Below are 14,186 nucleotides of genomic sequence, written 5' to 3'. Positions count from 1 at the left end.
ATTATTTTTTTACTTCGTTTAATATTTTTAGTATTTCTTTTGGAATTCGTATGGGCTTCATATTTTTCTTATCTAATAAACACCAAATAGTTTTAGCTTTTGCAATTACTGTTTCATTTCTAAAAATCTCCACAAATCTCTCAGACTTTACTCCGTATGAATCGCCCACCCAAGTAGTTATCTCTATTTTATCATCTAATACTGCTGAAGCTAAATAATCTATTTCATGTCTTAATACTACCCATACAAAACTATTTTCAAAAGCGTTGTTTGTTAAAAAACTCCAATGTTTTTCAGATGCTTTTTGAACCCATTTTACATAATTTATGTTATTTACGTGATTCAAATTGTCTAATTCTTCTTCTTTCACAAAAAATAAAAAACTGTAAATATTTTTCATAAAATACATTTTTAAATCATTTATTAACAATAAATTACAAATAAAATAAAAATAATACTATAATATTTATTGTTTTTATTAATCTTATATTATAAATTTACTGACCTTAAAAAGTTCAAAAATATTTTAAACTTTTAACATTATTCTCAAATATGGTTAAAAGATTTACAGTCGTAATGCTTGTATTTAAAAAAATTTTCGTGGGGACGACAGTTTTTTTCAAGATTTTGCGGCTGTTTTAAAGTAAACACATGTGTTATCTAAAAACAGTTGTAAATTAAAATCTTACTATACTACCGTTGTGGGGACGACAATTAAAAGATTTTTTACAACTGTTTTTTTGTGGGAACAACAGTTTTCTTCAAATTGTTAGAGCATTACGCAACAATTTACCGGCTTTATTAATTTCCCTTTTTTGCTTTCAAATTCAAAATAAGGAGTTAATGTATTTACATAAATTCTTTTTAATTTTTTTGAAGATTTATAACTTCTAATTTGTTCAATTTTTTCTTTGAATGATTTCATAATTCATTTTTTTATCGTTTAATGAATATTTGTGTAAAATAATTTTTCCCACTAGCATTTTTAGCGGTTGAAATTCCAAAATGTGTAAAACTTGCATTCTCAATTAAAGCCCTATGAGAATCACTATCTAGCCAACTTGCTAAAACTCCTCTAATAGTGTTATATCTATAAGCAATATTTTCTCCAACAATTTTGGCATTAGCTAATGAAGGCAATTGTTCTTGCCTTTCATTAAAATAAAGACCTTCTTCTTCTTTTGAACATGAGGTCAAAATAATTGCCGTAAAGACTAGCAATATCATTCTAATTTGAATAATTTTCATTGGGGTTAGGGTTTTATTAATAATATTTTCAATAAAATACAGCCGCAACAATTATCTTCTTACTAACCGTTGTGGGGAGGTTGGGTGTTGATAAATATGCTGCGACTGATTTTATAAATACTTATAAATTCAACTAATTTTCGTTTATTCATAATAAAATAATTAGTTAAATCGATAGTATTTATCTTTACCATAGATTTTGATAAAACTCTATGATAAAACCTACTATAGAACATAGCAGAGTAGGAAATAATTATTAATAGGGTTAATAATAGGGAGTTCATGCTTTTGGGGTTTTGGGCTTGTTTGGGTTGATTTATTTACTCTTCAATATGTCTTTAATTTTTAAAAAAAGAGGTAGAATCAAGGGTCTTACTAACCATCTAACTTTTATATAAAGCATTTTCGGATTGCTTTATTGAAGTATGTGATTCCAGAGAAACTACCTCCTAAGGGTTGATTTACTTTTTCATAAATTCTTACTGTTCTTACTATTTTTAATTTAAAACTTACTTAATCACTAATTATGGGGTAATAATTAGATGTTTAAAATAAATTATCTTTTGTCTTTGGGCGTTGATTTTATTTATTCCTTATTTTTTCCAATAATTTATTGAGTGTTAAAATTTCATTATTTGATAAATTTTCAACAACACTATTTTCAAAATCTGTGTGTATTGCATCAATCTCATCTAATAATTTTAAACCTTCTTCAGTAATGCTAATATCAACCTGCCTCCTATTCTCTTCATTTTGCACTCTTGATATCAATCCTTTTAATCGTAATTTTTCAACTAAACGTGTTGTATTACTGTTTTTACTAACCATTTCAGCTGATAACGCTAAAAGATTTGTTGGTTTACCATTTAACTTTCTCAAAGAACGTAAAACTTGATATTGTTGAATAGATAAGGCATATTGTTTTAAATGATCTGAAAATTTCTCATTCATCCAGTTACCTGTATGCAATATGTTATCAATTGTATAAGCAGGTAAGTTTAACTCATCCTTTTTATCATTTTTATTCAACTTCGGGGGGACAACAATTATCTATACTACTATTGTATAGACATCAAATGTATATACAATTATTTTAACAAACAAATTTTTTGATAAAAAAATTAAAATAATTACTTCATTTTTAATTCAATATTTTATTGATTTTAAGTAATTTAGAATCTTAAAACCTTTTAAACACTAGGGATTTAAAAGGTTTTAAGTAATTTTAATTAGAAAATTAAAATTTTAAAAATTGAATTATAGATTCAAAAAAAGAAAGCTTTCTGTACATATAAATTTTATTAATAAATGGAATTTAATTATAAAATTAAGTATATTTTTATTGAAAAGCGTACTATAAACAACCCAAAAAGCTCTTCCAATTATTTTGAAAGAGCTTTTTATATTTTTGATATTAGATAATTATCTAAATGTTATTTTACGCATACGTAAACTTTGTGGAGTTACTTCTAAATATTCATCCTCTTTAATGTATTCCATACATTCTTCTAATGAAAAATCAACTTTAGGAGCAATTTTAACACTATCATCTGTACCTGATTTACGTACATTTGTTAGTTTTTTTCCTTTAATAAGATTAACAGACATATCTTCTTGCTTATTATTTTCACCAACAACCTGTCCTTTATAAATTTCTTGATTTGGGTCTATAAAAAATCGACCTCTATCTTGAAGTTTATCTATGGAATAAGCAGTCGCTTTTCCTGTTTCAGCTGAAATAATAGCGCCATTATTTGAAGTTGCAATTTCACCTTTAAAAGCATCAAAACCACGTAATCTATGATTAATAATAGCTTCTCCTGCAGTTGCAGTTAATATTTTATTTCGTAAACCTATTAAACCTCTAGATGGGATATCAAATTCTAAATGCTGTAAATCTCCTTTTGGTTCCATTACTAATAAATCCCCTTTTCTAAGACTTACTAAATTAATGGCTTTGCTTGCTGATTCTTCAGGCACATTAATTACTAAAGTTTCATAAGGCTCACATTTCACTCCTTCAATTTCTTTAATAATAACTTGTGGACGTCCAACTTGTAGCTCATACCCTTCTCTCCTCATTGTTTCAATAAGAACAGACAGATGAAGAATTCCACGACCAAATACATTAAATTTATCTTCAGTATCAGTTTCTTCAACTCTTAAAGCTAGATTTTTTTCGATTTCTTTAAATAATCTATCACGTAAATGACGAGATGTAACGTATTTACCTTCCTTGCCATAAAATGGTGAATTATTGATGGTAAATAACATACTCATTGTAGGTTCATCAACTTTTAATCTAGGTAATGCTTCTGGATTTTCTATATCGGCTATGGTATCCCCAATGTCAAATCCTTCAATTCCAGTAATAGCACAGATATCGCCACTTCTTACTTTAGCGGTTCTATCTTTCCCTAAACCTTCAAAAGTGTGTAACTCTTTGATACGAACCTTTTTAGTACTCCCATCTGCCTTACAAAGCATATAGTCTTTTCCCTCCTCTAAATCTCCTCTGTAAACACGTCCAATTGCTATACGACCTACAAATGATGAGAAATCTAACGATGTTATTTGCATTTGAGGAGTTCCTTCTTTATATGGGGCTTCTGGAATATTTTCTAAAATAGAATCTAATAATGGAATAATATTATCTGTTTCTTCGTTCCAATCATAATTCATCCATCCATTTTTAGCTGAACCATAAATAGTCTTAAATTCTAATTGTTCTTCCGTTGCATCTAAAGCAAACATAAGATCAAAAACTTTTTCATGAACTAAATCTGGTGTACAGTTTGGTTTATCAACTTTGTTTACAACTACTATTGGAGTTAAGCCAAGTTCGAGAGCTTTCCCCAAAACAAAACGAGTTTGCGGCATTGGACCTTCAAAAGCATCAACTAGTAATAACACTCCATCTGCCATTTTTAAAACACGCTCTACTTCTCCACCAAAATCCGCGTGACCAGGGGTATCAATAATATTTATCTTAACGTCTTTATATTTTACTGAAACATTTTTAGATAAAATAGTAATACCTCGTTCACGTTCTAAATCGTTATTATCTAATAATAAATCGGTACGCTCTTTACGCTCGTCTAATAACTGAGCTTGGTCAATAAGTTTGTCAACTAAAGTAGTTTTTCCGTGGTCAACGTGCGCTATAATAGCTATATTTCTGATAGATTGCATGTTCTGATTTTTAAAGCGCTGCAAAAGTAGTTGTTTTATTTTGTTTTACACTATAAAAAATAAAGAAACATTCTTACTATAATTAATTGATTTACAGTTAAATAAAAAAAGAGCTGTTAAATAGCTCTTTTTAAATGAAAATTTTAAGTTTTAAATTTTACGCCTTTCTCTTTCTGTTTTAAGTAAATTAAGCTCTCGAGTTGTTTGTCCAGCAACAGAAGTATTTTCTTCTGCTCTTCTAATTAAATAAGGCATTACATCTCTAACAGGTCCAAAAGGAAGGTATTTTGCAACATTGTATCCATGAGCGGCTAAATTATAACTTATATGATCACTCATGCCATATAATTGTCCAAACCAAACTCTAATGTCATTTTTATCTAAACCAGATTTTGCTATTAAATCCATTAATAAATAACTACTTTCCTCATTATGAGTTCCAGCAAAAATAGCCATATCATCAATATTTTTATACATATAGGTTAAAACATCATTATACATTTTATCGGTAGCAGCTTTATTTTCACAAATTGGATCTTTATAACCTTTTTCTTCAGCTCTTTCTCTTTCTTTTTCCATATAAGCTCCTCTTACTAGCTTCATACCAATTTTAAAACCTTCTTCTTTAGCTCTTTTATGTAAATTTTTAAGATAATCTAATCTATCCCAACGATACAACTGTAAAGTACCAAATACAATCACTTTTTCTTTATTGTACTTTTTCATCATTTCTTCAATCAAGTCGTCAGCAGCATCTTGCATCCAGGTTTCTTCTGCGTCAATTAATAATGGAACGTCTCTTTCGTAAGCTGCTTTACTAACAATATTGTAGCGTTCTTTAATTCTTTTCCATTCAATTTTTTCATGAGCATCTAATTCTTCACCTTCCGTGATTTTTTGATAAATTTTAAATCGTCCAAACCCTGTTGGTTTAAAAACCGCAAATGGAATACTTTCTTTTTCTGTGCCAAATTTTATGGTATTTAGCGTTTTTTCCATAGCTAAATCAAATTGTTCTTCAACTTCTTTTCCTTCAGCTGAATAATCTAACACAGAATGTACATTTTTAGTATACATTTTATCAATTGTAGGCATACAATCTACCTCTGTAACTCCACCACAAAAATGATCAAAAACTGTGGCTCTAATAATACCTTCAACAGGTAAGTGGGTTTTCAGTGCAAATTTGGTAACTGCTGTACCAATTTTAACTAATGGTTCTCTCTTAATCATTTCAAACAAATAATAAGCTCTATCTAGCTCAGCATTTGTCTTTAAAGCAAAAGCAACCTCTGTATTATCAAATATTTTTTCCATTGTAAATTTGTTGTTTAGACAAAGATACTTCCTAAGAGTTTATTTTTTCATTATTTTACCTTTAATTTGCACATCAAAATTATCCAAAATGCAACCAATTTTATCCAATAATTACTTTGTTCAATTTGAAGCTCAATCTTATATTGAATTAAACCGCTATTTATCTGAAAATTTACCATCAACCATTTTTATTTTAGTTGATGAAAATACTAATAAATATTGCTTACCAATTTTATTACAAGAAATTGAAACTACCAGTAATATTGAAATTATTGAAATTGAAGCTGGGGAAATTTATAAAAATTTAGATACTTGCATTGGTGTATGGGAAGCCTTAACTGAATTAGGGGCTGACAGAAAAAGTTTGCTTATAAATTTAGGAGGTGGAGTAATTACAGATTTAGGTGGCTTTGTAGCTTCGTGTTTTAAACGTGGTATTTCATTTATAAATATTCCTACAACACTTTTAAGTATGGTGGATGCTTCTGTTGGAGGAAAAACAGGTGTAGATTTAGGAGTGCTAAAGAACCAAATTGGATTGTTTTCTGATCCTGAAATGGTACTTATTGATCCTAGATTTTTAAATACCGTTATAGTTCGTGAAATTAAATCTGGTTTGGCTGAAATTATTAAATACGGCTTAACTTATGATGTTAAATTATGGAGTGAAATAAAAGATTTTAAAGAATTGAATATTAATAATATAAGCAATCTAATTTATCGCTCTATAGAAATTAAAAATGAAGTGGTTACCACCGATCCAAAGGAACAAGGTTTACGGAAGGTTTTAAATTTTGGACATACTTTAGGACATGCAATTGAATCTTTTTTCTTAGAATCTGAAGACAAAGAGAATTTAACACATGGTGAAGCTATTGCAATAGGAATGATTACAGAAGCTTATCTATCAAACAAACTTCTTAATTTTTCAGAAAATAAAGTTCAAGAAATTAAAGAAACATTATCAACTATATACGATAAAGTAGCTATTAATCCATCTGATTTTGAAGCGATACTTGCTCTTTTAATTCATGACAAGAAAAATATAGGCGGTCAAGTAAATTTTGTGTTACTTACTGATTTTGAAAAATTTAAACTTGACTGTAAAGTTGATAAAGCCTTATTAATTGAAGCTTTAAATTTTTATAATAATTAACAACAGTCAGCAATTACTTCTCTATACACTTCTTTGTAAGAAGGAAGGATGTTTTTTAAACTAAATCGTTTTGCTTGTTTTAACGCATTTAGTTTAAATTGTTGCAACCTATCCAAATCTTCCAAAATATAGACTCCATTTTTTGCCATATCATCCGTATCCCCTACATCGCTTAAAAAACCTGTAACGCCTTGTATATTAACTTCAGACAACCCTCCTGCATTGGTTGATATTACAGGGGTTCTAGCTGCCATAGCTTCTAAAGCCGCTAATCCAAAACTTTCTGTTGCTGAAGGAAGTAAAAATAAATCAGAATAACATAAAAGCTTATTGACTTCATTACTATTTCCTAAAAACAATACTTTGTTAGAAATACCCAATTTTCTAACTTGTATTTCTAAATGTTCTCTATCTGGTCCTTCACCAACTAATAACAGCTTAGATGGTACTTCTTGTTGAATTTTATAAAAGACATCTATTACGTCAGAAGCTCTTTTTACGGGTCTTAAATTACTTACATGTGCAATAATCCGCTCATCTTCCCTTGCAATAGTATGTCTTTGACATTCAGGTGATTTAATTTCGGGATATTTTTCAAAATCAATAAAATTATGAATTACTTTAATCTCCTTTGTTATATTAAACAATCTTAAAGTATCTTTCTTTAAGCTTTCAGAAACTGTTGTTACTACATCAGAATTATTAATACTAAATTCAACTGCTGTTTTATAATTAGGATGACTCCCAACTAAGGTAATATCTGTTCCATGCAACGTGGTTACTACCTTAATATCTATTCCTTTTTCTTTTAACATTTGCTTTGCCATGTAAGCTGCATACGCATGTGGAATGGCGTAATGCACATGTAATATTTCTAAATTATACTGTTGCACAACTTCAACCATTTTACTCGACAAAGCCAATTCATAGGGTTGAAAATGAAATAATGGATACTCTTCTACAAATACTTCATGGAAGTGAATATCGTTAGATATAAAATCGAGACGCACTGGTTGTTTATACGTTATAAAATGAACATGATGCCCACGTTGAGCTAACGCCATTCCTAACTCTGTTGCCACTACTCCGCTTCCTCCAAAAGTTGGATAACAAACAATTCCTATTTTCATTTAATTAGTTTAAATTATTTTTTTGAACAGACGTAAAGATAAATGTAATCTTACAAATTATTAAATGTAAAACAATAAATAAATCATAAAAAAATCCTGCATAAAGCAGGATTTTGTTTTTTAATAATCTCCTAAAGTTTCAGGATTTTGATTTAAAGCACTTTCTAATTGAGCATCACTTGGTGGTTTTCCATGCCAAGCGTGGGTATGCATCATAAAATCAACTCCATTACCCATTTCAGTATGTAATAATATACAAACTGGTTTTCCTTTACCAGTAATTGCTTTAGCTTCTTTTAAGCCTTGTTTTATAGCTTCAATGTCATTCCCCTTTTCAACTTCTATTACAATCCACCCAAACGCTTCAAATTTTGCTTTTAAATTACCTAATGGTAATACATCATCAGTTGCGCCATCAATTTGCTTTAAATTGTAATCTATAGTTGCTATGTAGTTATCAATATTTTTACCAGCAGCGTACATTGCCGCTTCCCAAATTTGACCTTCTTGCATTTCACCATCTCCATGTAAAGAATAAACTAATTTATCATCTCCATTTAACTTCTTTGCTTCAGCTGCTCCAATTGCAACACTCATACCTTGTCCTAATGAACCTGAAGCAACTCTTACTCCTGGTAAATTTTCATGTGTAGTAGGGTGTCCTTGCAAACGTGTATTTAATTTTCTAAATGTAGCTAATTCACTTACTGGGAAAAAACCACTTCGTGCCAATACACTATAAAAAACTGGAGAAATGTGTCCGTTAGACAAAAAGAATAAATCTTCGTTTTTACCATCCATACTAAAATTAGTAGAATAATCCATGACCTCTTGATATAGAACCGTTAAAAATTCATTACAGCCTAATGAGCCTCCTGGATGCCCAGACTGTACATCATGCACCATACGAACGATATCTCTTCTTACTTGTTGTGCAAAATCTTGCAGTTGTTGTGTAGTTGACATTTTTAATTATTTAATTTTAAAGTTGCAAAAATACTGTTTTTGATAGTTGAAACCATAAAAAAAGTTGGGAAAGTTATTGAACTGTTATTAACAGCTTAGGTTTTTTGCTTTTTTTTCTTTGCGGCTGGAAACAATACGTTGTTTAATATCAATCTATATCCTGGTGAATTAGGGTGTAAATCCAACTCGGTTTTAGCATCTCCTACTCTATGCTGATAATCTTCGGGATCGTGTCCTCCATAAAAGGTAAACATACCTTTTCCTTTTACTCCATGAATATAACGTGCTTCTTTATTGGTTTTATTTTCGCCCATTATTAATACACTTGATTTTATTGCTAGTCTATCAAATGAAGTAGTTTGCCCCATAAATCCTTTAATTAGCTGAGTATGATTTTGACAGAGCATAGTTGGTATTGGATCCCATTTTGCTGAATATTCTTGTAATGAAAAATAATCGGAAGTACGTTTAATGCTTTGGCGCTTACGAGTCATATCAATAGATGAAAACTCATATTCCATAGGGTTTCTAACCAGCGTAAAGTCTTTAAAAGCAAACGTTTTATTATAATCAATTTTTTGCTGATAATTGATTTCTGAAGGATCTCCATCAAACATGACTTCACAAATATCAACTCCTTCAGCAGCTAAAGCAATATCAAAACTATCTGTAGCTGAACACATTGCAAACATAAATCCACCTCCTATTACAAAATCTCTTATTTTTTTGGCAACTTCTAGTTTCTCTTGTGAAACTTTTGAAAACCCTAATTTATTAGCTAATTCTTCAGCATCATTTTTTTGTTCTATGTACCAAGGAGCCGTTCTATATGCACCGTAAAATTTTCCAAATTGACCAGTAAAATCTTCATGATGAAGATGCAGCCATTCGTATAACAATAATTTTTCTTCTAACACTTCGGTATCGTACACTACATCGAAAGGAATTTCAGCATAGGTTAATACCATAGTAACAGCATCATCCCAAGGCATTTTATCTTTTGGCGAATAAACTGCTATTTTTGGTGCTTTTTCTAAATCAATAGCTTCCATATTTTTTGATGGACTGCTAATTTCTTTTAAAATAGTTTCAGCTTGTGTATCTGAAATTATTTCAAAAGTTACCCCTCTTATTTTACATTCGTTTCGTGTAGCTTCATTATCTTCTAATAAAAAAGAACCGCCTTCATAGTTAAGTAACCATTTAGCTTTATTTCCTTGTTGCAAAGACCAAAAAGTAATTCCGTAGGCTTTTAAATGATTGGTTTGGGTTACATCATCCATCGGTAATAATATGAATGATGCAAACATATTTTGAGTGAATATTAACATTACACTCAACAGCAGTATTTTATAAACTGAAACTTGTTTTGTATTCTTTTTATTTTTAAAATGGTACATCGCCATCATCTAAACTATCAGGAGTTCCAAATGCATCTTGAGGACTTATCATACTAGAAGACGAAATGCTACTATTCATTTTAGATTGAAACTCATTTCCAAAATCTTCATCTAAATTACTAAATTGTGCTAAATGCCCCGTGAATTTCAATCTGATATTCTCCAAACCACCATTTCTATGTTTTGCTACAATAAACTCAGCCTGTCCTTCACAAGGTGTTCTTTCTTCATCATCCCACTCAGTTAATCCATAATATTCTGGTCTAAAAATGAATGAAACTATATCAGCATCTTGCTCAATTGCACCTGACTCTCTTAAATCTGATAACAACGGTCTTTTGCTTCCACCACGTGTTTCCACTGCTCTACTTAATTGAGAAAGTGCTATAACCGGAATGCTTAACTCTTTTGCCAATGCTTTTAAATTTCGAGAAATCGTAGAAATTTCTTGCTCTCTATTTCCTCCTGAAGAATTTCCTGCAGTCATTAATTGTAAATAATCAATGATGATAATTTTAATTCCATGCTGTGAAGCTAAACGACGAGCTTTAGCTCTTAAATCAAAAATTGATAATGAAGGTGTATCATCAATAAATATAGGAGCTTTTGATAAGTTTTTAACCTTTACATTTAATTGTTCCCATTCGTGAGGCTCTAAGTTTCCTTTTCTAAGTTTTCCAGAAGAAATACCTGTTTCACTCGAAATCATACGTGTAATTAATTGTACTGATGACATCTCTAAAGAAAAAATAGCTACAGGTGTATCAAAATCTATGGCCATATTTTTTGCCATAGACATGACAAATGCTGTTTTACCCATACCAGGACGCGCTGCTAAAATTACCAAATCTGAAGGTTGCCAACCTGAAGTAAGCTCATCCAAACGAGTAAAACCTGTAGCAACACCGCTCATCCCTTTTTTATTTGATATTTCTTGAATTTTATCAATCGCTTGTTTTACAAGTCCTTGCGCATCTTCCGATCCCTTTTTAAGATTTCCTTGTGTAACTTCAAATAATTTTGTTTCTGCATCATCTAATAAATCAAAAACATCTATGGTTTCATCATAAGCTTCTTCTATAATTTCAGAAGAAATAGAAATCAATTTACGTTGTATGTATTTTTGAAGAATGATTCGTGCATGAAATTCAATATGAGCAGAGGAAGATACTTTTTGTGTTAAACTCACCAAATAATAATCGCCCCCAATTTGGTCTAAATTTCCAGTTTTTCTAAGTTGATTGGCTACAGTTAATAAATCTGTAGGTTCAGAATTTTGAAACAACGTATAAATTGCATCGTATATTAATTGGTGAGCTTCCTTATAAAAAACTTCTCCATGCAAAATATCAATAACATCATCAACCCCTTTTTTATCTATCATTAAAGCTCCCAAAACGGCTTCCTCTAAGTCAATGGCTTGTGGTGGTAATTTTCCTTTTTCAAGACTTATAATGGTGCTTTTTTTAAAACTTTTAGATGGTATGGGTTGTAAATTTTTCACGCGTTTATTTATTTGTATTTAACTAACTATCAATTATTTATTAACTATAACAAAGATAAATAAGAATTATTACTCTTTATTTCTTAATTTATAAATTATTTTCAAAGAAAACAATCATTTACTGCAAATTAATCGAAAGCAAATGTAATTTTTTCATCTTCAAATTTTAGCTAAATAAGCATTTTTATTTTTGCACATTTGTTGTTAACAACTAACTATTTTGTTAATAACTATTTAAATTCATTCAACTGACTTTTAATTTTTTATTTTTGTGACATGGAGCGTCAAAAAACATATAAAATTTTAACTTTATTATTGCTTATGCAATGGGCATTTGTGCAAATTCTCTCACAGTATCCATCTTTTATTGAAAAATATTACTCAAATGGTTTATACCTTTATATTTCAAAATTTATGAGGTTGATTTTAGGTTGGCTTCCATTTTCTTTTGGAGATTTAATATACATAGCTTTAATTGTTGTTATTTTATATTCAATATTCAAACTTTTTAAAAAGAAAAAAATAGCTTTAAAAACTGCTTTTTTTAAAATTGGAGCTCTTGCATCCATCCTTTTTTTTGTTTTCCATTTAAACTGGGGATTAAATTATTTAAGACCTTCGTTAAGTAGTCATTTAAAAATTGATAATAAGCCATATACTGATGAGGAATTGATAACTTTCACTAAAAAATTGATTCATAAAACAAATCAAATTCATTATTCAATTACCAACAACGATACCATTTTAATTCAAAAAAATATTTCAAAAAAAGAAATACGAGAATATTCTTTCGAAGCTTATAAACAATTAGCAACGATATATCCTCAATTTAAGCACCAAACATCATCTTTAAAAAATTCTTTATTTAGCGTTCCTTTAACATATATGGGATTTGCTGGTTATTTAAATCCTGTAACTAATGAGGCACAGGTAAATTATTTAATTCCTAAAAACTCTTACCCTGCCACCGTATGTCATGAGTTGGCTCATCAAATAGGTATTGCTCCAGAAAGTGAAGCCAATTTTGTAAGTTATTTAGCTACTAAACATTCTAAAAACCCTTTTTTTAACTATGCTGGTAGCACTATGGCTTTACGTTACTGTTTAGCTGATATCTATCGAAAACAGCCTGCACAATTTGAATTGCTTAAAAAAGAACTAAATAAAGGAATTTTAAAAGATTTAAAAGAAAGTCAAGAGTTTTGGCAGTCTTACCAAAACTGGTCTGAAAAATACTTTAAATTATTTTACGATTCTTTTTTAAAAGCAAACAAACAAAAAGACGGAATTAAAGGGTATAGTAAAATGGTTACTTTATTAATTAATTACTATAATATTGAAGAACATCAATTATAATTCTTCAAATAGCGTATCTTTTTTATTTTAAATCTTAATTCAAATCAATTTCATAAGAAATAGCTAGAATTAGTATCTTTGCAATTAACTTTAATCTTTATGAATAAACAGATTACGAGCACACAAAATACTTATATTAAAGAATTAATTCAACTTAAAGAAAAATCAAAGCAACGCAAAAAAACTCAAACTTTTTTAATTGAAGGGTTAAGAGAAATTTCTTTGGCTATTGATGGGCAATATAAAATTGAAAAACTTCTTGTTGATACATCAATCATATCAGATAAAACTCTTGAAAAAATAATACATTCATTCACTTATAAAATTGACTGTATTGAAATTTCAAATGAAGTATATCAAAAATTAGCTTTAAGAGGTTCTACTGAAGGTATTATTGCAGTTGCTAAAAGCAAAGATTTGTCGTTAAACTCTATACAATTTAAAAATAAAAATCCGTTAATTTTAGTAGCCGAAGCTCCTGAAAAACCTGGTAATATTGGAGCATTACTTCGTACCGCAGATGCTGCAGGAATTGATGCTGTTTTAATTGCTAATCCTAAAACAGACATGTACAATCCCAATATTATTAGATCTAGTGTTGGTTGTGTATTTACCACAACAATTGCAACTGGAACAAGTTCAGAAATAATCAACTTTTTAAAACAACATCAAATTAATATTTATGGTGCAGCTTTAACTGCTTCGGTTGAATACCAAACTATAAATTACACCAATGCAAGCGCCATAGTTGTTGGTACTGAAGCTACTGGGTTAACTGAGAATTGGCTACAAAATACCACTGCAAATATTATTATTCCAATGAGAGGTAAAATAGATTCTATGAATGTGTCCGTTAGCGCTGCGATTCTTTTATTTGAAGCGGTTAGACAAAGACAATTAAGTAATTAATTACAACA

Annotated in this window: 13 protein-coding genes; 3 read left to right on the top strand and 10 right to left on the bottom strand. The window is 29.6% G+C overall.

Annotated features, from left to right (window positions below):
- Window position 1: 1 nt before the first annotated feature.
- From ACFQZW_RS08910 to ACFQZW_RS08885, 6 genes are all read right to left on the bottom strand, one after another.
- Entirely contained in the window at window positions 2-400 is a 399-nt protein-coding gene (locus ACFQZW_RS08910; RefSeq protein WP_386782481.1) for an acyl-CoA thioesterase, read from the bottom strand.
- Between the two features lie 369 nt (window positions 401-769).
- Complete coding sequence (locus ACFQZW_RS08905) at window positions 770-925, bottom strand: hypothetical protein (protein ID WP_298262523.1); 156 nt, start codon at window positions 923-925, stop codon at window positions 770-772.
- An 11-nt stretch (window positions 926-936) separates the two neighbouring features.
- A complete protein-coding gene (locus ACFQZW_RS08900) occupies window positions 937-1,248 on the bottom strand; it encodes a CAP domain-containing protein (protein WP_386782478.1) in 312 nt (103 codons plus the stop codon).
- Window positions 1,249-1,830: 582 nt separating this feature from the next.
- Complete coding sequence (locus ACFQZW_RS08895; RefSeq protein WP_298262521.1) at window positions 1,831-2,277, bottom strand: MarR family winged helix-turn-helix transcriptional regulator; 447 nt, start codon at window positions 2,275-2,277, stop codon at window positions 1,831-1,833.
- Between the two features lie 393 nt (window positions 2,278-2,670).
- Entirely contained in the window at window positions 2,671-4,440 is a 1,770-nt protein-coding gene (typA, locus tag ACFQZW_RS08890; protein ID WP_298262520.1) for a translational GTPase TypA, read from the bottom strand.
- A gap of 150 nt (window positions 4,441-4,590) precedes the next feature.
- On the bottom strand, window positions 4,591-5,757 hold the full coding sequence (locus ACFQZW_RS08885) for a proline dehydrogenase family protein (protein ID WP_298262519.1): 1,167 nt from the start codon (window positions 5,755-5,757) through the stop codon (window positions 4,591-4,593).
- A gap of 88 nt (window positions 5,758-5,845) precedes the next feature.
- On the opposite strand from ACFQZW_RS08885, the gene aroB reads away from it, so the two are divergent.
- Entirely contained in the window at window positions 5,846-6,913 is a 1,068-nt protein-coding gene (aroB, locus tag ACFQZW_RS08880; protein WP_298262518.1) for a 3-dehydroquinate synthase, read from the top strand.
- Here the strand turns inward: aroB and bshA are convergent.
- The 4 genes from bshA to dnaB all read right to left on the bottom strand — a co-directional run bounded on the left by bshA (window position 6,910) and on the right by dnaB (window position 11,913).
- Window positions 6,910-8,043: an N-acetyl-alpha-D-glucosaminyl L-malate synthase BshA gene (gene bshA, locus ACFQZW_RS08875; RefSeq protein WP_298262517.1), complete on the bottom strand. Its 1,134-nt coding sequence runs from the start codon at window positions 8,041-8,043 to the stop codon at window positions 6,910-6,912. The two genes, aroB and bshA, sit on opposite strands and share 4 nt — an antisense overlap.
- A 120-nt stretch (window positions 8,044-8,163) precedes the next feature.
- On the bottom strand, window positions 8,164-9,009 hold the full coding sequence (locus ACFQZW_RS08870) for a transketolase (RefSeq protein ID WP_298262516.1): 846 nt from the start codon (window positions 9,007-9,009) through the stop codon (window positions 8,164-8,166).
- Between the two features lie 95 nt (window positions 9,010-9,104).
- Complete coding sequence (locus tag ACFQZW_RS08865) at window positions 9,105-10,319, bottom strand: asparagine synthetase B (RefSeq protein ID WP_386782474.1); 1,215 nt, start codon at window positions 10,317-10,319, stop codon at window positions 9,105-9,107.
- Window positions 10,320-10,395: 76 nt separating this feature from the next.
- Entirely contained in the window at window positions 10,396-11,913 is a 1,518-nt protein-coding gene (gene dnaB, locus ACFQZW_RS08860) for a replicative DNA helicase (RefSeq protein WP_298262515.1), read from the bottom strand.
- A gap of 276 nt (window positions 11,914-12,189) precedes the next feature.
- Here dnaB and ACFQZW_RS08855 point away from each other — a divergent pair, with 276 nt between their 5' ends.
- Entirely contained in the window at window positions 12,190-13,269 is a 1,080-nt protein-coding gene (locus ACFQZW_RS08855; RefSeq protein ID WP_386782471.1) for a DUF3810 domain-containing protein, read from the top strand.
- A 99-nt stretch (window positions 13,270-13,368) separates the two neighbouring features.
- On the top strand, window positions 13,369-14,178 hold the full coding sequence (locus tag ACFQZW_RS08850) for a TrmH family RNA methyltransferase (RefSeq protein ID WP_386782469.1): 810 nt from the start codon (window positions 13,369-13,371) through the stop codon (window positions 14,176-14,178).
- Window positions 14,179-14,186 lie beyond the last annotated feature (8 nt).

Source organism: Lutibacter aestuarii, from assembly GCF_042676885.1.
Lineage (GTDB): Bacteria > Bacteroidota > Bacteroidia > Flavobacteriales > Flavobacteriaceae > Lutibacter > Lutibacter aestuarii.
Note: the sequence above shows the minus strand (reverse complement) of the source record. Positions and strands in the feature narration are given on the sequence as shown.